Annotated in this window: 15 protein-coding genes; 10 read left to right on the top strand and 5 right to left on the bottom strand. The window is 65.5% G+C overall.

What is annotated here, in order from left to right; all coding sequences use genetic code 11:
• Nucleotides 1–78 precede the first annotated feature (78 nt).
• Together CDQ92_RS16955 and CDQ92_RS16950 are read right to left on the bottom strand one after the other, a co-directional pair.
• On the bottom strand, nt 79–1566 hold the full coding sequence (locus CDQ92_RS16955) for an AMP nucleosidase (protein WP_088442851.1): 1488 nt from the start codon (nt 1564–1566) through the stop codon (nt 79–81).
• Between the two features lie 168 nt (nt 1567–1734).
• A complete protein-coding gene (locus CDQ92_RS16950) occupies nt 1735–2217 on the bottom strand; it encodes a peroxiredoxin (RefSeq protein WP_088443420.1) in 483 nt (160 codons plus the stop codon).
• Between the two features lie 236 nt (nt 2218–2453).
• On the opposite strand from CDQ92_RS16950, the gene CDQ92_RS16945 reads away from it, so the two are divergent.
• Complete coding sequence (locus tag CDQ92_RS16945) at nt 2454–3017, top strand: YqgE/AlgH family protein (protein ID WP_088443418.1); 564 nt, start codon at nt 2454–2456, stop codon at nt 3015–3017.
• Here CDQ92_RS16945 and CDQ92_RS16940 read toward each other — a convergent pair.
• Nucleotides 3014–3412 (bottom strand): hypothetical protein, encoded by a 399-nt coding sequence (locus CDQ92_RS16940; RefSeq protein WP_088442849.1) that lies wholly within the window; start codon nt 3410–3412, stop codon nt 3014–3016. The two genes, CDQ92_RS16945 and CDQ92_RS16940, sit on opposite strands and share 4 nt — an antisense overlap.
• Before the next feature lie 403 nt (nt 3413–3815).
• On the opposite strand from CDQ92_RS16940, the gene ahcY reads away from it, so the two are divergent.
• Both ahcY and CDQ92_RS16930 read left to right on the top strand, forming a co-directional pair.
• Nucleotides 3816–5231 (top strand): adenosylhomocysteinase, encoded by a 1416-nt coding sequence (gene ahcY, locus CDQ92_RS16935; protein WP_088442847.1) that lies wholly within the window; start codon nt 3816–3818, stop codon nt 5229–5231.
• Between the two features lie 155 nt (nt 5232–5386).
• Nucleotides 5387–8518: a TonB-dependent receptor domain-containing protein gene (locus CDQ92_RS16930; RefSeq protein WP_088442845.1), complete on the top strand. Its 3132-nt coding sequence runs from the start codon at nt 5387–5389 to the stop codon at nt 8516–8518.
• Nucleotides 8519–8577: 59 nt separating this feature from the next.
• Here CDQ92_RS16930 and CDQ92_RS16925 read toward each other — a convergent pair whose 3' ends face one another.
• Complete coding sequence (locus CDQ92_RS16925) at nt 8578–9672, bottom strand: TIGR03032 family protein (RefSeq protein ID WP_229667378.1); 1095 nt, start codon at nt 9670–9672, stop codon at nt 8578–8580.
• Between the two features lie 238 nt (nt 9673–9910).
• Here CDQ92_RS16925 and CDQ92_RS16920 point away from each other — a divergent pair, with 238 nt between their 5' ends.
• The 7 genes from CDQ92_RS16920 to trxA all read left to right on the top strand — a co-directional run bounded on the left by CDQ92_RS16920 (nt 9911) and on the right by trxA (nt 21575).
• Nucleotides 9911–12268, top strand: coding sequence for a PAS domain-containing sensor histidine kinase (locus tag CDQ92_RS16920; protein ID WP_088442843.1), 2358 nt, complete (start codon nt 9911–9913; stop codon nt 12266–12268).
• Nucleotides 12269–12389: 121 nt separating this feature from the next.
• The gene (tsaE, locus tag CDQ92_RS16915) at nt 12390–12839 is read left to right on the top strand and encodes a tRNA (adenosine(37)-N6)-threonylcarbamoyltransferase complex ATPase subunit type 1 TsaE (RefSeq protein WP_088442841.1); all 450 of its coding nucleotides are present in this window, start codon (nt 12390–12392) and stop codon (nt 12837–12839) included.
• Nucleotides 12824–13804 (top strand): aminoglycoside phosphotransferase family protein, encoded by a 981-nt coding sequence (locus CDQ92_RS16910; protein ID WP_373289638.1) that lies wholly within the window; start codon nt 12824–12826, stop codon nt 13802–13804. Before tsaE ends, CDQ92_RS16910 begins: the two co-directional genes overlap by 16 nt.
• Nucleotides 13804–14523 carry a nucleotidyltransferase family protein gene (locus CDQ92_RS16905; protein ID WP_088442839.1) on the top strand — a complete coding sequence of 240 codons (720 nt, stop codon included), beginning with the start codon at nt 13804–13806 and terminating at the stop codon, nt 14521–14523. Before CDQ92_RS16910 ends, CDQ92_RS16905 begins: the two co-directional genes overlap by 1 nt.
• Nucleotides 14524–14706: 183 nt before the next feature.
• Entirely contained in the window at nt 14707–17721 is a 3015-nt protein-coding gene (gene addB / locus CDQ92_RS16900) for a double-strand break repair protein AddB (RefSeq protein ID WP_088442837.1), read from the top strand.
• Nucleotides 17718–21191: a double-strand break repair helicase AddA gene (gene addA, locus CDQ92_RS16895; RefSeq protein ID WP_088442835.1), complete on the top strand. Its 3474-nt coding sequence runs from the start codon at nt 17718–17720 to the stop codon at nt 21189–21191. The genes addB and addA overlap by 4 nt, the downstream gene beginning before the upstream one ends.
• Nucleotides 21192–21254: 63 nt before the next feature.
• A complete protein-coding gene (gene trxA, locus CDQ92_RS16890) occupies nt 21255–21575 on the top strand; it encodes a thioredoxin TrxA (protein ID WP_088442833.1) in 321 nt (106 codons plus the stop codon).
• An 81-nt stretch (nt 21576–21656) separates the two neighbouring features.
• Here the strand turns inward: trxA and argJ are convergent, their stop codons facing one another.
• On the bottom strand, nt 21657–22883 hold the full coding sequence (gene argJ / locus CDQ92_RS16885) for a bifunctional glutamate N-acetyltransferase/amino-acid acetyltransferase ArgJ (protein ID WP_088442831.1): 1227 nt from the start codon (nt 22881–22883) through the stop codon (nt 21657–21659).
• Nucleotides 22884–22986: the final 103 nt, after the last annotated feature.

The raw sequence follows: 22986 nt of genomic DNA, 5'->3' as shown, positions 1-22986 counted from the left end.
CGGGGGCCACGAGCGGCTCCTTCCCGCGTCGCCGCGTAAGCCGACAGCGGCCCCCGCTTCGCGGGGGCGGCGAATCGATTAGCGGAACGGGGGCTCGTTGAACGCGCGTAATTTGCGGCTATGCAGCTTGGCGCCCTCGTCGCGCATCGTCTCGCACGCGCGTATGCCGATCTGGAGGTGCGCGGCGATCGCTTCTTCGTAGAAGCGGTTTGCCTGTCCGGGCAGCTTGAGTTCGCCGTGCAGCGGTTTGTCGCTGACGCAGAGGAGCGTCCCATAGGGGACGCGGAAGCGGTAACCCTGCGCGGCGATCGTCGCCGATTCCATGTCGATGCCGATCGCGCGCGATTGCGAGAAGCGCAGCGCGCTGTCGGTGTAGCGCAGTTCCCAGTTGCGGTCGTCGGTGGTGACGACGGTGCCGGTCCGCATGCGTTTTTTAAGGTCGGCGCCGGTCGCGCCGGAGACCGACTCTGCGGCGCTCGCCAAAGCCTGTTGGACCTCGGCGATCGGCGGGATCGGGATGGCCACCGGCAGCACCGCGTCGAGGATATGGTCGTCGCGCAGATAGGCGTGGGCGAGGACATAGTCGCCGATCCGCTGGCTGGGGCGCAGCCCACCGCAGTGACCGATCATCAGCCACGCCTCGGGCCGCAGCACCGCAAGATGGTCGCAGATCGTCTTGGCGTTTGACGGGCCGACGCCGATGTTGACGAGCGTGATGCCGCCGCCGTCGGGGGCGATCAGGTGGTAGGCGGGCATCTGGTGCCGTCGCCAGGCGCTGTCGGCAACAAGCGCGCTGGCGTTGACGCCGGGCTGGTCGACGTAAAGCCCCGCCGCGCCCGCGAGCGCGATGTAGCGCCCTTGCCCGACCTGCGCCCCCGCCCAGGCGACGAATTCGTCGACATAGCGGTGGTAGTTGGTGAACAAGATGTAGCGCTGGAAATGTTCGGGCGCGGTGCCGGTGTAGTGGCGGAGGCGCGCGAGCGAAAAGTCGGTGCGCAGCGCGTCGAACAGTGCGAGCGGCTGCGACGCGGTTGGATCGGCGCCGAACAAGCCGTCAGCGAGCTCGTCGCCGATGTCGGCAAGCTCGGTGGTCGGGAAGTGGCGCGCGAGTTCGAGCGGGGTGACCCCGCCCATGTCCGACCCATCGCTGGCGTCAAGCACATAGGGGAAGGGGATCTGCTGCCCGGTGCGCGTGACCTCCAGCGTGATGTCATAATGACGCGCGAGCAGACCGAGCTGGTCGCGCAAATAATCGGCGAACAGGTCGGGGCGCGTCACGGTGGTGACAAATACGCCCGCGCGCTCGAACTGGCCAAAGGCGAGGTTATGCCCCTTCTGCCCTTCGCGCTGTTCGCCGGTGGTGGTCAGGCGGATCGCCGGATAGTCGAACAGCCCGGTGGCTGCGGCATCGGCTGGCGGCAAGGTGCGATCGCGGACATAGGCGGCGATGGCGGATTTGAGGTTGGAGACCGAGGCGCGGAACCTGTCTTGCAGTTCGGCGATGACCTCTTCGACGAGAGCAGTGGGGTCAGCGATGTCGGATGGGTGCGATGCGTCTGATGTCATCGCGACGCTGTTGCACGAAATTGTGACAAAAGGGAAGGGGTGGGCATAAATCTCCCCTCCCTCTCAGGGAGGGGCTGGGGGTGGGTGGCCCCGTCAGGCGCCGGGCCCGTGCTCGCTTCGCTCGCACCCACCCCTAACCTCTCCCTGGAAGGGAGGGGGATTATCGACTTACAGCTGCTCGAGCATATGGTCCGCGCTCGATACCTTGAATTCGCCGGGCGCCTCGACGTTGAGCTGTTCGACGACGCCGTCGTTGACGATCATCGAGAAACGCTGGCCACGCTTGCCCATGCCAAATGCCTTGCCGTCCATGGTCAGCCCTACCGCTTCGGCGAAATCACCGTTGCCGTCGGCGAGCATGGTGACGGCGTCGCCAGCATTGCCGCTCTTGCCCCACGCGCCCATCACGAACGCGTCGTTGACCGCGGTGCAGACGATTTCGTCGACGCCCTTCGCCTTCAGCTCGTCGGCCTTTTCAACGAAGCCCGGCAGATGCTTGGCCGAGCAGGTAGGGGTGAAGGCGCCGGGGACCGAAAACAGCGCAACCTTGCGGCCCTTGAAATAATCGGCGGTGCTGACCTGCTCGGGACCGTTTTCGGTGACCTTTACAAAGGTGGCGTCGGGCAGCTTGTCGCCGGGCTGGATCGTCATGGTCGGCATCCTTTTCGTTGAGGGGATTTCTAGTCAGCGAGACATTGGGTCGGGCGGGGCGGGAGTCAAGGTTGGTAAGAGGGGTGGGGGTAGGATTTTGGGAGGAAAGAGCCGCTTGCGGCCCACGCCTTAGCGGGGGCGACGTTAGGGGACGAATGACAGCTCCCCACCCCAAAGGCGTGTCCCGCTCGCCAAAGGTGCTGGACCGCCCCGTCCCGCCGCTGCATGATGGCGCGATGGAGACAGACCCCATTTGGTTCACCGGCCAGTTGCTGCTCGCGCTGCCCGGGATCGGCGATCCCCGCTTCGAGCATTCGGTGATCGCGATGATCAGCCATGACGAGGAAGGCGCGATGGGGATCGGGATTTCCGACCCGATGGCCGGGATGACCGTGGGCGCGGTGCTCGATCAGCTCGACATCGCGCACGACGATCCGCTCGAACAGCCGGTTTTCGTGGGCGGACCGGTCGAGCCCTCGCGCGGGTTCGTGCTGCACAGCATGGATTGGGGCGGGCAGGAGGCGGTGCAGGTCAGCGATCGCTGGATGGTATCGAGCTCGCACGACATTTTGCGCGCGATCGGCGAAGGGCGCGGGCCGTCACGCTGGCTGGTGGCGCTGGGCTATGCAGGATGGTCGGCGGGGCAGCTCGAGGGCGAGATGGTGCGCCACGGGTGGCACGTCACGCCGGGCAGCGACGCCTTGTTGTTCGACACGCCGCCCGCCAAACGCTGGCAGGCTGCGTTTGCCGAAGCGGGAGTGGACGCCCGCTTGCTGACAACCGAGGGTGGCGAGGCTTAGCGCGCCAGCGCCAGCTGCGGACGCCCCGCCGCGAGGTTCGCACGCGCGGTGCGGGCGGCCCAGCGCGAATCGACATAACGCCCATCGGCGAGTTCGAGGTCGTAGCGGATCGGGCTGGCGAGGGCCGCGTCATAGGCGGCGGCGGCGTCACTGGTGCGACCCAGACGAGCATAAGCGGTGCCGAGGTTGATCAGCCGCGACGGGTCACGGGCGTCGAGATCGGTATCGCCGGTCAGCTTGGCGACCGCGGCGTGATTTTCACCAGCGCGCAGCTCGGCATAGGCGACGGGCAGCGCCGTCGACTCGGCTTGCGGTCCGGTCACGACGATGATCGATTGCGCAGCAGCCGGGGTCGCAAAAGCCAATGCGATCAGCGGCAGCAATATTTTTTTCATCTCTCTATCTCCCAGAAAACTTTAGCCGATTTTCTGCTCCATCAGCTGGAAAGTCAATGTTTTCGGTATATTGTAACACTCGTGTCACAATAGCTAATTATGCTCTTCGCATGGCGCATTATAAGTCAAGACTTTCAGAATCTTGGCTTGGCCGACTCGGTGTCACAATTTTGCGGCCCCGACTGTCACAATTACGCCCGTTGAAAATAAATTTTCGCCCCGGTGCATTTTGCGCCTGCAATTCGCGCGTTCGCGGCCCCCGGCGGAGCGCCCGGCAATTGCGATATAAAGAAAAGTTTATATTTGATCCGAAGAGCGCTTTGAGCTAGGGCGCGCAACATAATTACCTGACTTTTCGTGGCCGCTCGCCTGCGGCCGATACTCGCCTACAGGAGATTTAGCCGTGGCCACTCTCGCCGCCGATACCCGTGATTATGTCGTTGCTGACATTGCGCTTGCCGACTTCGGTCGCAAGGAAATCAACATCGCCGAAACCGAAATGCCCGGCCTGATGGCGCTGCGCGCAGAGTTTGGCGCGTCGCAGCCGCTGAAGGGTGCGAAGATTGTCGGTTCGCTGCACATGACGATCCAGACCGCGGTGCTGATCGAGACGCTGACCGCATTGGGCGCCGAGGTCCGCTGGGCGACGTGCAACATCTTTTCGACGCAGGACCATGCCGCAGCCGCGATCGCCGCGACGGGTGTGCCGGTGTTCGCGGTGAAGGGTGAAAGCCTCGCCGATTACTGGGACTATGTCGGCCGCATCTTCGACTGGGGCATCGAAGCGGGGGAAACCTGCAACCTGATCCTTGACGACGGCGGCGACGCGACGATGTTCGCGCTGTGGGGCGCGAAGCTCGAAGCCGGACAGGAGATGCCCGCGCCCGAGAATGAAGAAGAGATCGAGATGCAGCGCGCGCTGAAGGCGTTTGTTGCCGCGAACCCCGGCTACCTGACCAAGACGGTCAAGGCGATCAAGGGCGTGTCGGAGGAAACGACGACCGGCGTCCACCGCCTCTACCACATCGCCAAGAAGGGCGAGCTGCCCTTCCCCGCGATCAACGTCAACGACAGCGTCACCAAGTCGAAGTTCGACAACCTCTATGGCTGTAAAGAGTCGCTCGTCGACGCGATCCGCCGCGGCACCGACGTGATGCTCGCGGGCAAGGTTGCCACGGTTGCGGGCTTCGGCGACGTCGGCAAGGGCAGCGCCCAGTCGCTCCGCAACGGCGGCGCGCGCGTCCTCGTCACCGAAATCGACCCGATCTGTGCCTTGCAGGCGGCGATGGAAGGCTTCGAGGTCGTGACGATGGACGAAGCCGTCAAGCGTTCGGACATCTTTGTCACGGCGACCGGCAATGCCGATGTGATCACCGCCGAACATATGGCGGCGATGAAGAATATGGCGATCGTCTGCAACATCGGCCATTTCGACAGCGAGATCCAGATCGCGGCGCTCGCGAATTACAAGTGGACCGAAGTGAAGCCGCAGGTCGACCTGGTCGAATTCCCCGACGGCAAGCAGATCATCATCCTGTCGAAGGGCCGCCTCGTGAACCTCGGCAACGCGACGGGTCACCCGAGCTTTGTGATGTCGGCGAGCTTCACCAACCAGACGCTGGCGCAGATCGAGCTGTGGACGCGCGCCGAGCAGTACGGCAACGACGTGTACGTCCTGCCCAAGCACCTCGATGAAAAGGTTGCAGCGCTGCACCTGGACAAGCTGGGCGTGAAGTTGAGCCAGCTGAGCCAGAAGCAGGCCGATTATATCGGCGTGCCGGTGGCGGGGCCGTTCAAGCCTGACCATTATCGGTATTGATCATCTGCATGGCTTGCGGCGGCGGCAGTGTCGTCGCCGCAACACTTGCGCAGAAAGAGACGGGGCGAGTGACTTTTTAATAGAAACTTGGGCTTTGAGTCCTATTCTGGCCGGAAGGGTGGGTTTAAACTCCTAGACAACCGGGGAATATTACGATGATCAAAGTCTCGAAAGCCGCTTTCAGCGTCTGTGTATCCACGCTCGCGTTAACCATATCGGCCACGGCAGCCCAAGCGCAGGAAAGTGGCGCAGCGGACGGCAGCGTCGCGCCGCAAGAGGTCGCCGCAGCAGATGATGGCAGCGCGATCATCGTGACCGGATCTCGAATCTCGCGCGCCAATTTCGATACCGTCGAACCCTCGGTCGTCATCAGCGGCGACCAGATTGAATCGCGGGGCTTTGAGACGCTCGGGCAAGCACTCAATGAACTGCCGGCCTTTGGTGTTCCGGGAAGCAGCCCGGTTGGTGCGCAGTCGAGCTTCGGCCCCGGGCAAAGTTTCGTCAACTTTTTGGGTCTTGGGTCGGAACGCACCCTGACATTGGTCAACGGGCGCCGCTTCGTCGGTTCGAACACCGCATCGATTTTTGGCCCGACGGGTCAGGGTGGCAACCAGGTCGACCTGAACGTCATTCCGACCAAGCTTATCGATCGCGTCGAAACGATCGTCATCGGCGGTGCGCCGATCTATGGTTCGGACGCGATCGCGGGTACGGTAAACGTCGTTCTGAAGCGCGACTATGAAGGCCTCGAGATTGACGGCCAATATGGCATTTCCAGCCGCGGCGACGCGGCCAACTATCGTTTCCGCGGCCTCGCCGGCAAAAACTTCCTCGATGGCCGAGCAAACATCACGATCTCGGGCGAATATAACAAGGGCGAGGGGCTGCTACAGACCGCCCGCCCACGCCTTTACGATGGCGGTTTTTATGGTCGGCCCAACGATCCGGATTCGCCGTTCGACAATGTCATCTTTCGTGATCGCCGTATTCCGACGATTTCCGAATTCGGTATCCCGACCATATTCGATTTCATCCCGGTCAGTCAGGGGCAGGCGAATAATCTTGGCTTCCCGCAAGGCGGTTTTGTTGATGCCCAGGGCAATGCTCTGCGCTTCGATGCGACGGGCAATCTGATTCCGATCGATTTTGGGACGTCGTTTGGCCCGCTTGATGAAAATGGCGATCCGACCTCATTCAGCATCGATGCGTCGGGCGGCAACGGCTTCAGCCTTGTGCCGCTGTCCAACCTGCTGACGGAAACCGAACGCTATAGCGGCAACTTGCTGCTGAGCTTTGACCTCACCGACAAAATTCGTTTGTTCGGCGAGGGCTGGTACAGCCGTAGCCGCGGCGTCAATCTTCGCGATCAGCCGGAGTACAATAGCTATTTGTTCGGCTATGCCGGCGACCCCGCAGGCGCGATTGTGATGAGCACTGACAATCCGTTCCTGACACCGCAGGCGCGAGCGATCATTCAGGCGCAGGCGATCGACGACACCTTCCTGTTGCAGCGTGCCAATACCGATGTGATATCGGGGCGCGCGACCGGTAATGTGGAAATTCAGCGTTATGTGTTGGGCCTCGATGGCAAGTTCGACGGGCTCGGTGGCCGCGAATGGTCCTTCGAAATCGTCGGAAACTATGGTCGATCAAAGACGACCGGCAAGGTGCCCGCGATCGCTACGCAGAATTTCTTCAACGCCGTGGACGCGGTCGACGAAGGCTTGTTCAATGGCGGGGCGGCGAATGGCAATATCATCTGCCGTCCAGGTGCGGTGAATTCGCCGGCGGAAACGATTAGCTCGACCTGTGCCCCGCTCAACCTCTTCGGGATGCAGACCTCGCAGGCGGCGCGTGATTATGTCACTGCGATCACGCGGCCGGTGTCGGTCAACAAGCAAAAGATCTTCACGGCTTCGCTGGCGGGGCCGCTGTTTGCGTTGCCCGGTGGCGATCTCTCATTTGCGATCGGTTACGAGCATCGCGCCGAATCGCAGGATTTCGATCCCGGTGCATTCCTTGCTGGTGGCGACGATCCCGATCCGCTGACCGATGCTGACGGTGATGGCGATCCGACAAACGATCGCGTTGCCTTTGGGCAGTCGGTGGTCATCCAGCCGCTCAACGGCAAGTATAACACCGACGAGATATTCGGCGAACTCCGGGCTGGGCTGGTGAGTCCGTCCAACAATGTGCCGCTGATCTACTCGCTCGAGTTGCAGGCGGCCGCGCGTTATGTCGATCATTCGACGGCAGGCGGTGATCTGACCTGGACGCTCGGCGGCAGTTGGCAGCCGATCCGCGATATCACGCTCCGCGGCAATTATACCCGAGCGATCCGTGCGCCGTTCATCACCGAGGCGTTCAACCCGTCGAGCAGCTTCTTTGGGTTTGCCGAAGATCCCTGCGACCAGTTCAATCAGGATGAAGGACCGGCTCCCGCCACGCGCGCTGCCAATTGCGCGGCGGACGGAATTCCAGCCAATTTTGATGCGACCTCGGATGATGCCAGCATCCTTCAGGCCGTCGTGGGCAATCCGAACCTGCGGAACGAAAAGTCGAACGCTTTCACAATCGGTGCGGTGCTGCGGCCCAGCTTCATTCCGAGGTTCTCGCTGTCGGTCGACTATGTCGACATCAAGGTGAAGGACGTCATCACCCAGTTGGCGTCGGACGATATCGTCGAGAATTGTTATGATTCAGCCGATTTCCCCAATTCGCCGTTCTGCGAGCTGTTTACGCGCGATGCCACCAATCAGCTCGATTTCATCTCCACCGGTTATTTCAACGCCGCAGAGTTGCGGTACAAGGGCATCCTGGCCGCGCTCGATTTCCGCACAGCAACGCCTTTCCTTGGGGCGGATTCGAATATCGGGTTGAATGCCAGCTATCAGTATCTCGATACGCTGACGTCGCGCGCCGATGCCAATTCTGCGATTGAGACCGACAATGGCGAGGTGGGATATTCGCGGCATCAGGCGGTTGGGACGATTGATTATAACAACAAGGGCTTCAGCACCTTCCTGCAGGTCAATTACACCGGACCGGCAAAGTTCGATGCCGATGCCACGCCAACGGCTCGAAATCCGAATGGGGTCGGCAGCTTCGTCTATTTCAACACGGGTATGACCTACCGCATCGACAAGAGCTTCAGCGTCCGCTTTGTGGTCGATAACCTGTTCGACCGTAAGCCGCCGTTCCCCTCGCCGACCGGCGGCGGAACGCTCACCTATTTCCCGGGTGTGCTGGGCCGCTACTTCCGCGTCGGGGCCAGCGTCGGCTTCTGATCGCCGACAAATCGAATAGCATGGGGTCGCGTCGGCAACGGCGCGACCTCTTTTTTTGGCTAAATTTCGTCGCCGATGCTGACGGCGCCAATCATCTCGACCGTTGCAGGTCCAATAGTCATCGGGTTGCGCACCCCGGGAAGGATCGCGACGTCAAACATTTCGGTGAATTTCCCGCCCAGCAGGATGGAATGAACCGTCTGCCCGGTGCGCGTATCGACGATCAGGATGCCACATTGAGCTTCCAGATGACGCTCCTCCAACCCCGCCTGAATCGCAAGATCTTTGAACTTGTCTTCGCGTGCCATGGATACAGTAACGATGGCAAAATTATTGTGAAATGCGAGACCGCGGAGGAAGCCGGGACAAAAGGCGATATCTTCGCGGTTCCCGCTGCCAATATCGACGCGGACAATCTGGCCGCGTCCCGAATCGAGCAGCCAAAGCGCGCCGTCATGCACGCGCGGGCTGTGGGGCATTGTCAGGCCGCTGACGACCACCTCATCGCTGACAATGTCGATCACCGCCCCGCCACCCTGGCGATCGGCGCGCCAGCCATCTTTTTCATCCGATATGCCAGCGACAGTCACAAAGCGGGGTACGCCGCAATCCATCGCCAGACCGTTGAGATGGCAGCGATCCTCGGGCGCCAGCGCTGAAATAAAGCGGGGCCGCCAAACGGGTCGAAAGCTGTGAACCTCGTCGATCGTCGCCAGGCAGGAATATCGTGAATTGATGAAGATGATCCGATCATCGGCGTCGAAGGCAAGCTCGTGCGTATCGACGTAGCCCACGGTGTGCGCGGTGCGGGGTACCAAGGCCATGTCAAAGGCATTGTTGGCATAATGGCCGGGGCGCAGCATGTTTTCCAAGCGCCATATCTGAAACATTGACCCAACCAGCAAACGTCCGCGGTCGTAAAAGAGGCCAGTCGCGCGGGCATATTGCTGCTGGTTAAAGGACAGGCGCATGTCCGGACCGACTCCGGCGACGATCAATTGGCCTGTCTGATAAGAGGTAAAGGCAAGCGAGATACCTTGCGCCAGCAACCAATCGGCCAAACCGGCCGATATCGAAATTGGCGCGTCGCCGGGGTCGTGGCCTGCGGGGTCGTCTAAGGCGGCAGCCAAGGCCAAAAGCTTCTTGTCCTGCACGCGACCTCCTCAAGGCGATGGAGCTGTCCGGTCACACATCCATTCCAAGTGTCGAACTACTTCAGGGCCGCAGCCGCTGCAAAGGATTATGGACCCAAGCCATGCCTACCGTCGCGGCGGGGCCACCGATCGGCGCCCCCCGACGCCTAGCGATTGAAACCCTCGGGGACAGTCGATAGGGCGGGCTGATGGCCCACCGCCCCTCCCTTCATTCCCCGCACGGCGCGGCGTTCGCCTGATGACGCTGTCGTCAGGCGCGCTCTTTGCTCTGGGTCTGTTCTCTGCGCTTTGGCTGCTCGCCGGATTGTGGGCGGTCGGGCGCGGCATAGCGATGCAGCGGCGTGCGGCGTTTGTTGCGGGGCAGGCCGAACGGCTTGGCAGTCTTGTCGAGGCGTCGCCGCAACTGCCGGTGATCGTCCGCGCCGACTGGCGGATCGAGGCGAGCGAGAAATTGGGGCGCTGGCTGGGCCTGGAGCAAGGGCCGCGCAATTTCGACGAGCTGCGCGGGCTGGGCAGCGGGCTCGATCTCGACGGCCATGACGCGCTGCGTCAGGCGATCCTCGGCGCGCAGCGCGGCGCCAAACCCTTTACGCTGAGCCTGAAACCGCAGGGGAGCCAGCGCACGATCATCCTGCACGGCGCCCCGGCGCCGCAGGCGGTCGGCGGGCCGGGCAGCGTGCTGCTGTGGCTGAGCGATGCGACCGACGGCCAGCACGCACTGGCGCAGGCGCGCAGCGAGCGCGACGAGGCGATGGCGGCGTTCGAGGCGCTGTCGGGGCTGATCGAAGCCGCGCCCTTCCCGATGTGGTTCCGCGACACCGACCTCAATCTCGCGCTCGTCAACAGCGCCTATGTTCGCGCGGTCGAGGCGAAGAGTGCGGTGGCGGTAATCGATGGCGGCATTGAGCTGTGCGAAACCGTCGCCGGGGTCAGCGCCGCCGAAGCCGCCGACGAAGCGCGCATTGCGGGTTCGGCGCAAATCCGCACGATCCCGGTGACGATCGAGGGTGAGCGCCGGATCATGCGCGTCGTCGATGTGCCGCTGGCGCCGACCGGCGGGCGGGTGATCGGCATCGCGGGCTATGCGATCGACATTCAGGAACTGGAGAGCGAACGCGGCGCGCACCGCCGCTTTGTCGACACGCAGCGCGAACTGCTCGACCGATTGTCGGCGGCGGTGGCGCAATTTGGACCTGATCAGGGGCTGGCCTTTGCCAATCTGCCGTTCCGCCGCCTGTTTGCGCTCGAGGCCGAGGATGTAAGCGAGGCGCGCGCTTTCGCGCGGCTGCTCGATGCCTGGCGTGAGGGCGGGCGGACGCCCGAGGTGCGCGACTATCCCGAATGGCGGCAAGTGCATGTCGACTGGTTCGCGCAGGCGGGGGCGAGCGAAGAGGATTGGCTGCTGCGCGACGGCACTCACCTGCATGTGGTGGCGCAGCCGACCCCCGATGGCGGACTGCTGCTTATCGCCGAGGACAAGACCGAACAGGTGCAATTGGCGGGCGCGCGCGATACCCTGCTGCGTGTCCGCACCGCGACCTTTGACAATCTGTTTGAGGCGATCGCGGTGTTCGCCCCCGACGGGCGGCTGCATCTGTGGAACCAGCGCTTCCGCCGCCTGTGGGGGATCGAAGAGGGGACGCTGGCGGCGCATCCGCGCGTCGATGCGCTGATGGGTGGGCTGGCCGACCGGTTGGTGAAACCGAACCAGATCAGCATCGTCCAGGAAGTTATCCGCGCCGCGACCCTGGAACGGCAACAGCGCGGCGGCGAAATCGGCTTTGCCGATGGGCGTTATTTCGATTTCGCGTCGATCCCGCTGCCCGACGGCAATGCGCTGCTCATCATGCTCGACATCACCCCGAGCCGGAAGATGGAAGGCGCGCTGCGCGAACGCAACGAGGCGCTGGAGGCTGCGGACAAGGTCAAGACCGCGTTCCTGTCGCGGATGAGCTACGAACTGCGCACGCCGCTGACCTCGATCGGCGGGTTCGGCGAGATGTTGCAGGCGGGCTATGCCGGCAAGCTGAGCGAGCAACAGCAGGGCTATGTCGACGCGATCATGGATTCGGTCGCGGTGCTGGGGCGCCAGATCGACAATGTTCTCGACCTGGCGCAGGGCGAAGCGGGGTCACTGGTGGTCGAGCGGGCGCCGGTCGATGTGCGCAAGCTGCTCGACGGCGCGCTGACAGACGCCAGAGCGATTGCCGCGGCCGAGAAGGTCGAGCTGGTCGGCAATATTTCCCCCGATCTGGGCCGCATCGACGGCGATGCGCCGCGGCTGTCGCGGCTGGTCGCGGGGCTGCTCGACAATGCGGTCCGCTACACTGCGCCGACCCGCAAATCGGGCGGCCGCGTGCTGCTGCATGCGACGGGTGACGCGCACGGGATCGACATCATCGTGTCGGACAATGGCCCGGGAATGCCCGAGGCGGTCGCCGCGGTGACCAAGGGGCAACAGGCGGGGACCGCGTCGGGCGGCATCGGCCTCGCGCTCGCACGCCAGCTCGTCGCCGCACATGGCGGGTCGATGGAGGTGCTGAGCGAGGCTGGGCAAGGGACGCTGGTGCGGATCAGTTTGCCGCGGCGCGTATGACGACGCTGGTCGCCATCTTTTTTGCTTGTTTCCCTGCGAAGGCAGGGATCCATCTTCCGACACCTCAACATGGCACTGACCGGAGATACTCCCCTGCCTCCGCAGGGGCGCGGCGATTTATATGAATTTCACTTGTTCCTACAATCTCACCGCGGCCGACCGCATTGGCGCGGCGATTGGCGCGGCGTTGATGCCGGGTGATGTCGTCCTGCTGTCGGGGGATCTTGGCGCGGGCAAGACGACGCTGGCGCGCGCGATGCTGAAGGCGCGCGGACTGGTCGGCGAGGCGCCGAGCCCGACCTTTGCAATCGTCCAGCCCTATGCGCCGCCCGAGGTCGACCTGCCGATCGCGCATGTCGATCTGTACCGGATCGAGGAGGAAGACGAGCTCATCGAGCTCGGCCTCGACGATTATCTGTACGACGGTGTGCTGCTGATCGAGTGGCCCGAACGGCTGGGATCGCAGGGTTGGCCCGACGCGCTGTCGATCACGATTTCGGAGAGCGGCGACGCGCGCGTCTTGACAGCCGACGTGCCGACGTCTTGGGGGAGCCGATGGCCGCTCCGATGATTCCGCCCGCCCATGCCCCGGCGTTCCTTGCCGCGCATGGCTGGGGCGATGCCCAGATTTTGCCGCTTGCCGGCGATGCGTCGTTCCGGCGCTATTTCCGCGTCGTCGACGGCGCGCGGCAGGCGGTGCTGATGGACGCGCCGCCGCCGCACGAGGATCCGCGCCCATTCATCGCGGTGGCCGAATATCTGTGCGAGCAGGAGCTGACCGCGCCGACGATCTTTGCCCGCGACCTGGCGCAAGGGCTGCTGCTGATCGAGGATTTCGGCAATGTCCGCCTGCGCGAAACCGCCGATGCGGCGCTGCACCGCGAGGTGGATTTATATGCCGGGGTGACCGACCTGCTCGTCCACCTCCACACGCGCCCGCCGATGCCCGGACTGCCGGTGCTGGGGCTGGAGCAGTGGCTCGACGAGGTGATGCTGTTCAGCGACTGGTATTGCCCAACGCAGGGCATCGACGTTGACCGTGATGCCTTTCGCGGCGCCTGGGAAGCGGTGCTGACCGCGGTGGAGCATGACGGCCTGCCGCGCGTCACCGTGCTGCGCGATTATCATGCCGAAAATATCATGCTGGTGCCGGGCAAGGCGGGGGTGGCCCATTATGGCCTGCTCGATTTCCAGGATGCGCTGATCGGGCACCCGGCCTATGACCTCGCCTCGGTGCTCGAGGATGCGCGGCGCGATGTCACCCCGGCGGTCGAGGCGGCGATGTTGGCGCGTTATCAGGGCGCGACGGGGCACGACATCGAAAATGCCTATTGGGCGCTCGCGGCGCAGCGCAACACGCGCATCCTGGGGGTGTTCGTGCGATTGTGGAAACGCGATGGCAAGCCGGGGTATCGCCAGTTCCAGCCGCGGATGTGGGGGCTGCTCGAACGCGATCTGGCGCATCCGGGGCTCGCGCCGGTGCGCGCATGGTTCGACGCAAATATCCCCGCCGATAAACGCGCGGCAGCGTGGTGATGGACGCCAGGATCGACAGCGCGATGGTGATGGCGGCGGGGCTGGGCAAGCGCATGCGCCCGCTCACCGCCACACGGCCCAAGCCGCTGGTGCGCGTTGCTGGCAAGCCGCTGATCGACCATAGCCTCGACCGCATCGAAGCGGCGGGGATCGGGCATGTCGTCGTCAACGTCCATTATCTGGCCGACGCCCTCGAAGCGCATCTCGCGGCGCAAAAGCGGTCATTCACGATCGGCATTTCGGACGAGCGCGACCTGTTACTCGAAACCGGCGGCGGGATGGTCAAGGCTTTGCCGCAGCTCAGCGGCGATCCCATCCTGATCGTCAACAGCGACAACATCTGGACCGACGGGCCGCAGGACAGCATCCGGCACCTGGCGCGGCACTGGGACGGGGCGCGGATGGACGCACTGTTGCTGCTGATCCGGCAAGCGAGCGCGACCGGCCATGGCGGACGCGGCGATTTCCATATGGACCCGTCGGGATTGTTGTCGCGGCGCAAGCCCGGTCGCATCGCGCCGTTCGTCTATACCGGCGTCCAGCTGATCTCGCCGCGCCTGCTTGACGATGCGCCCGCGGGACCGTTCTCGACCAACATCCTGTGGGACCGCGCGATTGCGGCGGGGCGGTTGTTTGGTCTGTCGCATATGGGGCAGTGGTTCGATGTCGGATCGCCCGCGAGTATTGCGCCGACCGAAGCGGCGCTGGGTGAGGTTTAAACGCTTGATCCTCCCTGTCGCGCAGCGATGGGGAGGGGGACCCCCGCCGCAGGCGGTGGTGGAGGGGCAGCAACCTCGCGTCATGGCCCCTCGGTCAGCGCTTCGCGCTGCCACCTCCCCATGGCTACGCCACAGGGAGGAGCGGCTTGCGTATCTTTGGCAAGCCTTGAATAACCAGTCGGCATGACCGCGCATCCCACCGTCTTTTCGATCCCCGTCCAACGGGCGTTTGCTGACGCGCTCGCCGCTGGCCTGATCGACCGCTTTGCCGATGGCGCACTTGGGCTCGCCGAAGGGCTGATCCTGCTGCCGAGCAACCGCGCGCGCAGCGCGGTGCAGGCGGCGTTTGTGCGCGCCAGCGGGGCGGGGTTGCTGATGCCGCGGCTCGCGGTGATCGGCGACGCCGACCTTGATGAAAGCGTCGCGCTGGCGCTCGATGCGATCGACGCTGCCGACCCGATCCCGCCCGCGATCGACGCATTGCGGCGGCGGCTGATGCTGGCGGCGCTGATCGAGCGGCACAATCCGGCGGGCGAGGAAGCGATCACCGGCGCCGCGGCGTTCCAGCTGGCCGAAGGGCTGGGGCGGGTGATTGACCAGCTGCATTATGAGGAGATTGCCCCCGCGCGGCTCGGCGACATCGAAGCCGCGCTCGGTGATCTTGCCGGGCATTGGCAGGCATCTTGGCAGCGCCTGCGCCTGCTTATCGACCATTGGCCCGCGATGCTGGCCGCGACGGGGCATATCGACCGCGCCGACCGGCGCAACCGCCTGCTCGCGCGCGTCAGCGATGGATGGCGCGCCGCACCGCCAGCGCGCTTTGTTGTCGCGGCGGGGGTGAGCACCGCGGCCCCCGCGATCGCGCGGCTTCTGCGCACCGTCGCCCACCTGCCACAAGGGATGGTGGTGCTGCCGGGGCTCGACTTGAGCATGGCCGCGGAGGAATGGGACGCGCTGGGTCCGGTCAAGCCCGATCCCGATAAACCGGGCGAGCGCCCGCTCGAAACGCATCCGCAATATCATCTGAAACTGCTGCTTGGCCGCATGGGCATCGCGCGTGCAGAGGTCGGCGCATGGGCCGCGGCGTCGCCGTTCGACGGCCCCGATGCGCGTGGGCCCTTTCTGTCGCTGCTGTTCGCGCCCGCCGCCTATACCGCGCGTTGGCAGGCGGCGGACGATGTTGCGCCCAGCCTGATCGGGGTCAGCGCCGCAACCTTCGCCGATGACGGGCAGGAGGCGCAGGGCATCGCGCTGATGATGCGGCGAATGCTGGACGAGCCGGGACGCACCGCCGCGCTGGTGACCCCCGATCGTTTGCTCGCCGAACGTGTCGCCGCGGCGCTCGCGCGCTGGGACATTGCGGTCGATGACAGCGCCGGGCAGCCGCTGGGGCAGACCCCGCCGGGCGCGCTGCTGTTGCTGCTCGCCGACTTTGCCGCGGCGATCGATCCGGTGCGGCTGATCGCGTTGCTCGGGCATCCGCTGGTGCGGGCGGGCGAGGGTCGGCTGGACTGGCTCGATCAAGTGCGGCGGCTCGATCTGGTGCTGCGCGGGCCGGGGCTGGTACCGGGCTGGGCGGGGGTGTCGGCGCGGATTGACGAGATTGCGACCGACAGCGATCGGCGCGGACATGGCGCGGCGGTGGCGATTGGAGATTGGTGGGCTGAGGTGGCGGCGGGGCTGAGCACCGCGCTCGCGCCCTTCGCCGCGGGTGTGTCGGCGCCGCCGTCGATGCTGCTCGGTGCGTTGCAAGACGCGCTCGGCTGGCTGACCGGCGAGGGCGCATGGACCGGGCATGCGGGCCGCGCGATGTCCGACCTGTTCGACCGCTGGGCGATGGCGAAGGGTGACGGCCCGGCGCTGGTCGCGCCCGCCGATTTCCCCACCATGCTCGCCGACCTGATGAGCGGCGAGAGCATCCGGCCACCCTATGGCGGGCATCCGAGGCTGTTCATCTGGGGCTTGCTGGAGGCGCGTTTGCAGCGCGCCGACCTGATGATTTTGGGCGGTCTCGACGAAGGGCGCTGGCCGCCGCAGCAAAGCCCCGACCCCTGGCTGGCTCCCGGCATCCGGCGGATGCTCGGCCTCGCGGCGCCCGAGCGCCAGCAGGGGATGGCGGCGCATGATTTTGCCGGCGCCTTTGCCGCGCGCGAGGTAGTGGTAACGCGCGCGATGCGCAGCGGCGGCGACCCGGCGGTGGCATCGCGCTTCTGGCTGCGGCTGGCGGCGCTGGCGGGCGAATTGCCCGCAGCGACGCTCGACGGCCAGCCGGTGACCGCGCTCGCGGCAACGCTCGATGTCCCGCCGGGGAGGAGCGAGCCCGCCGACAAGCCGCGTCCCGCCCCGCCACAGGCGGCACGTCCCAACCAGATTAGCGTCACCGGGGTCGACCAACTGGCGCGCGATCCCTTTGCCTTTTACGCGGCGAAGATCCTGCGGCTGAGCGAACTCGAGCCGCTAAGCAGCGGTCCCGACGCCAAATGGTTCGGGACGCGGGTGCATAAATTCCTGCAGGACTGGCAGGCGGCGGGGCTGACCGAGGCGGCCTTTGCAGCGGAACTCGCCGCTTTGCGCGCCGATCCGGCGCTCGATTCATTGGGTCGTGCCTTCTGGTTGCCGCGGGTCGAGCCGTCGCTGCGCTGGGCGGCAGAGCGGGTGTGGGCGGCGCGCGACGAACGCTGGCCGGTCGCCAATGAAGTGAGCGGCAAGCTGCTGACAGGCGGCATCATGCTGCGCGGCACCGCCGATCGCGTCGATCAGGCCGCCGACGGGACGCTGGCAATCGTCGATTACAAGACCGGCGCGGCGCCGTCGGCCAAATCGGCGGGCGAGGGGCTGAACAGCCAGCTCGGTTTGCTGGGGCTGATCGCCGAGGAAGCGGGGCTGGGCGATCTGGCGCCCGAGCCGGTCGGGGCGTTCGAATATTGGGAATTGAAGCGCGACCGCAAAAAGGGCGTCGATGGCGCGGTCAAGCCGATCAAAGGGCAAAAGCCGAAGCCATCGACCGCAGCAGCGGTGATCGAACGCGCGCGCGAAGCACTGGCGGAGCTGAGCGCGCGCTTCCTGCTCGGGCAGGAGCCATTCGCCCCCGGCGACAGCGCCAAACGCTACGCCGATTTCGACCAGCTGATGCGCCGCGACGAATGGTTCGGGCGCGGCGACCCCGATCCGGGCATGACTGATGGGGGTTCGGCATGATCGATCCCGACAAGCTGCTCAAGACGCTCGACGGCGGGCAACGCGCCGCGGCGCAGCCGCACGATCATGTCTGGCTGGGTGCGTCGGCGGGGACGGGCAAGACGCAGGTGCTGTCGGCGCGCGTGCTCCGCCTGATGCTGACGGGTGTGTCGCCCGAGGCGATCCTGTGCATCACCTTTACCAAGGCGGGCGCCGCCGAAATGGCGCATCGTATTCACGAGCGGCTGGCGATGTGGGTGCGGATGGCCGACGGTGACCTGCGGCTCGACCTTGCCGCGCTGGGCGCCGACTGGGGCGAGCCGGGCACCCTAGACCGCGCGCGGTCGCTGTTTGCCACGGTGATCGACAGCGCCGGCGGCGCGGTGCGGGTGCAGACGATCCACAGTTTCTGCCAGACTTTGCTCGCGAGCTTTCCGCTTGAAGCGAAGATCTTGCCGGGATTCCGCGCGCTGGAGGACAGCGAGGCGAGCGCGTTGCAGCGCGAGGTGCTGGGCCAGTTGCTGGCGCGCGGCGATGCCGACGGCGATGCGATGCGGACGATCGCGGCGATGCTGTCGCAGCGCCTGGGGCAGGATGCGGCGAGCGCTTTCCTGACGCGCTGCGCGAGTAGTTTCACCGCCGCGAATGCGCCGCGCCTTGCGCCTAAAGGCCATGATCTGCGAACCGAACTGGGCCTGCCGCAGGGCGACCCGCTGACCTGGCAGGCGACGGCGCTGGCCGGTGGTGCGGTTGCCGATGCCGACATCACGGCGGTCGCCGCCAGCGGGCGCGGCTGGGGGACCAAGACCGGCGACGGCCGCGCCGACATCATGGACGACTGGTTTCGCGCCGACGCGCATGGCCGCGCGGCGATGCTTGCGGCGGTGCGAGGCTGTTTTCTGACCGGCACCGGCGATATGCGCACCGATTACACCAAGGACAAGGGCGGCATGCGCAGCTGCCTCGCCGCCGCCGAACGCATCGTCGCCGCGGCCGATGACCTGCTCGCGACCGCCACCGCGATGGCGGTCGCAGACGATCTTGCGGCGGCGTGGGATCTGGGCAGCCGCTTCGCCGAGGCGTATGCGCTGGCCAAGCGCGAGCGCGGGCTAGCCGATTTCGACGATCTGATCAGCATCGCGGGGCATCTGCTGGCGCAGGGCGATTTTGGCTACTGGGTGCGCTTCAAGCTCGACCAGCGCATCGACCATATATTGGTCGACGAGGCGCAGGATACGAACACGCGGCAGTGGGCGATCGTCGCCTCGCTGGCGGGCGAATTTTTCGCCGGGGTGGGTGCCAAGGACGACCGGGTCCGCACGATGTTCACTGTCGGAGACCGAAAACAGGCGATCTTCGGCTTTCAGGGTACCGAGCCCGCGGCGTTCGAAGCCGCGCGGCTGAGTTTTGCCAAACGGGCAGCGGAGGGCGACAGGCCGTTCGAGGATGTCGATCTCGACACCAATTACCGCTCGAGCCCCGCGGTGCTCGACGTCGTTGATGCGTGGATCGCGGCGGGCGCGCCCGAACTGATGGGGCTGGAGAGCGACGAGCCGCCGCACATCCCCGCCGAGTTCAACCGCGATCGCGCCGGGCGCGTCGAACTGTGGCAGCCGTTGCCGGTCGGCAAGGCGCTTGAGGCTGACGCGGACGATGAAAGCGGTGCCGAAGGTGACGACGGTGATGAGGGAGCCGGACCGCGCGACACCTCCGCCGCGGCAAGCGACCCCGCCAGCCTGCGGCTGTCGCGCGCGATCGCCGACGAGGTGCAGGACTGGATCGCGCACGGCAAGGACGGGCGCAGCGTCGCGCCGGGTGACATCTTGATCCTCGTCCGCCGCCGCCGCGATCTGGCGGCGCGGATCGTCGCGCGGTTGCAGTCGCTGCACGTCCCGGTCGCGGGGGTCGACCGCTTTTCGCTGACCCAGTCGCTCGCGGTGCAGGATCTGCTCGCGGCGATGCGCTTTGCGGTGCAACCGCTCGACGATCTCAATCTCGCCAGCTTGCTGGTGTCGCCGCTGTTTGGCTGGACGCAGGAGAATCTGTTCGCCTTTGCCAATGGGCGCCAGAAACGCGCGCTGTGGGAGCAATTGCGCGCGCGAGCGGAAGAGGCGAAGCCCGAGACGATGGCAGCGCTGCGCGCCCTGCTCGGCATGGGCGATTTCACAACGCCGTTCCGGTTTCTGGAGCGTATCTTGTCTGGCCCGCTTGATGGGCGGCGCAAGCTGTATCACCGGCTGGGGCGCGAGGCGCGCGACCCGATCGACGAACTGCTCGCGCAGGCGCTGGCGTTCGAGCGGCAGGAAGCACCGTCGCTGCTCGGCTTCCTCTCACACATCGCCGCGAGTACGGCGGAGATCAAGCGCCAGAGCGAAGCGCGCAGCGATGTCGTGCGGGTGATGACGGTGCATGGGTCGAAAGGCTTGCAGGCGCCGATCGTGATCCTGGCGGACGCGACCGACGATCCCAGGCCGGGGCGGGTTAGCTTTGGCCTGTCCATGGGCAATTGGGAGAAGTTGCCGGTGTTTGCGCTCGGCAAGGACGAGCGGCATGGCGCGATCGCGAATGCGCACGACGCCAAGGAACGCGCCGAGCGCGAGGAGCATTGGCGATTGCTCTACGTGGCGATGACGCGCGCCGAGGAACTGCTCATCGTCACCGGGACGCGGAAGGCGGACGAGCTTCCCGAGGGCAACTGGCACAGCGCGGTCGATGCGGTGATGGCCGATATGGGCGCCGAATGGCAGGACGCCGGGCCGCGCTGGGGGCAGAAGCGCGTCCATGCGGTGACCGGCAAGGCACGCGCGGCGAAGGACAAGGCGCGGCCCGTCGCTCCGCCGGTGGTCGTGCCCGCGTGGGCGCGGCAGGCTGCGCCCGAAGAAGCGCGCCCACCGCGTCCGCTCGCGCCCTCGGCGCTGGGCGAAGATGACGTCGCGGCGGCGCCGCAGGGCGCTGCGCGGGCGGCGGCGGTGAACCGTGGGCTGCTGCTCCATGCGCTGTTCGAGCGGCTGCCGCCGGTGGCGCCGGAGCTTCGGCGCGCGGCGGCGCTGCGCTGGCTGGGGGTCCAGGCAGCCGATTTCGAAGCGGCGGCGCGCGGTGCGATGGTCGACGAGGTCCTCAGCGTGCTCAACGATACCGCACATGCGGCACTGTTCGGGCCGGGGTCGCTTGCCGAGGTACCGCTTTCGGCAGTGGTCGACGGGACGGTCGTCGCGGGAATCGTCGACCGGCTACTGGTCACCGCCGACGCGGTGACGGTGATCGATTACAAGACGGGGCGGCATGTGCCGGAGAGTGCCGCCGCCGTGCAGCCCGCCTATCTGCGCCAGATGGCGGCATATCGCGGCGCTCTGGCGGCGATTTTTCCTGGGAGGCGGATCGATGCGGCGCTGCTCTATACCGCCGGGCCGCGGCTGATCGGGCTGGGCGATGCGCTGCTCGATGCGCACAAGCCGGGCTTGGCGGCAACCAAGGCGAATTTGGGCGGTTGAGGTCTTGAGCCGGAGGCTATGACGTCTTAGCTTGAGGACAACCGAATTTCAGGAGTTTGTAACATGGGTACCAAGGCCATCACCGACGACAGCTTTCAGGCTGACGTCCTCGACAGCGACACCCCCGTGCTTGTCGATTTCTGGGCTGAATGGTGCGGCCCGTGCAAGATGATCGGCCCGTCGCTCGAAGAAATCGCCAATGAGCTGGGTGAAAAGGTCGTGATCGCGAAGCTGAACATCGATGATCACCCGAACGCCCCCGCCAAATATGGCGTGCGCGGTATCCCGACGATGATCCTGTTCAAGAACGGCGAGGTCGCCGACACCAAGGTCGGCGCGGCACCGAAGAGTGCTCTCAAGGGCTGGCTCGAAGGCGCGCTTTAAAGAACCCATTCCCCGGCGAAAGCCGGGGACCATTCCAGCGCCATGGGCCCCGGCTTTCGTCGGGGAACAACAAGCTAGCTCCTAGCTTCGATAATCGGCGTTGATGCTGATGTAGCCGTGCGTAAGATCACACGTCCAGACGGTCGCGCGGCCTTCACCGAGGCCGAGGTCCGCGCCGACCCGGATTTCCGGACCCTTTAGATGCGCCGCGACCGGCGCTTCGTCGTAACCGTCGACGGGCAGGCCATCCTTGGCCACCCAATGATCGCCGAAGCGGATCGCGAGCCGGTCGCGGTCCGCGGGTTCGCCCGCTTTGCCCACCGCCATCACGACGCGGCCCCAGTTGGCGTCTTCGCCCGCGATCGCTGTTTTCACCAGCGGCGAATTGGCGATCGCCAGCGCGACGCGCTTCGCGCTGTCGTCGCTGACCGCGCCTGACACCTGTATCTCGATGAATTTCGACGCGCCTTCGCCATCGCGCACGACCTGCTGCGCGAGGTCGAGCGCAACCTGGCGGATTGCGGCGTAAAGGGCATCGGCGCCGGGATCGTCGCGGGTGGTCAGCGAGGCGTTGCCCGCCTGTCCGGTCGCAAAGAGCAGTACGGTGTCGCTGGTCGAGGTGTCGCTATCGACGGTGATGCTGTTGAACGTGCCGCCAGTCGCCTCGCTCAGCATATTTTGGAGCAGCGCGGGGGCGACCGCGGCGTCGGTGAAGATATAGCCGAGCATTGTCGCCATGTCGGGGGCGATCATGCCAGAGCCTTTGACGATGCCTGCAACATGGACGGTGCGGTCGCCCACAATTGCGCTGGCGGCCGAGCCTTTGGCGAAGGTGTCGGTTGTGCAGATCGTTTCGGCGACGGCTTCCCATGAACAGGGCTGTGCGGTCAGCGCCGCGGAGACCCCGGCGCGTGCCTTGTCTTTGGGAAGGGGAACCCCGATGACGCCGGTCGAGCTGACGAACACTTCGCTGGCATCGCAGCCGAGATGCTCCGCGACCTGCGCCATGATTTGCTCGACCGCTTCGCGCCCGCGATAGCCGGTGAAGGCGTTGCTGTTGCCCGCGTTGACGATCAGCGCGCGACCCGCGCCGCCCTTGACCTGCTCGCGGCCGAGCTCGACTTCGGAGGAGCAGCAGACATTGCGGGTGAAGACGCCCGCGACCGTCGTCCCAAGCGCCAGCTCGACATAGGTGAGGTCGCAGCGATCCCAATTCTTGTACTGCGCGCGCGCGACGCGGCGCGTCACCCCGGCGATGTCCGGGAGGGTGGGGAAGGCGGCGGGAGCGAGAGGGGAGCGGGTGGTCATGGGGGTGCGCATAATCGCTATCGGCTCAAAGCAAAACCCCCCCGCAAGCGAGAGGGGCCTTTGATCCTCCCCGTCGCGAAGCGATGGGGAGGTGTCAGCGCGG

This window comes from Sphingopyxis bauzanensis, from assembly GCF_002205675.1.
Taxonomy (GTDB): domain Bacteria; phylum Pseudomonadota; class Alphaproteobacteria; order Sphingomonadales; family Sphingomonadaceae; genus Sphingopyxis; species Sphingopyxis bauzanensis.
The sequence above is the reverse complement of the archived record's forward strand: the minus strand, read 5'-3'. Positions and strand labels throughout refer to the sequence as shown.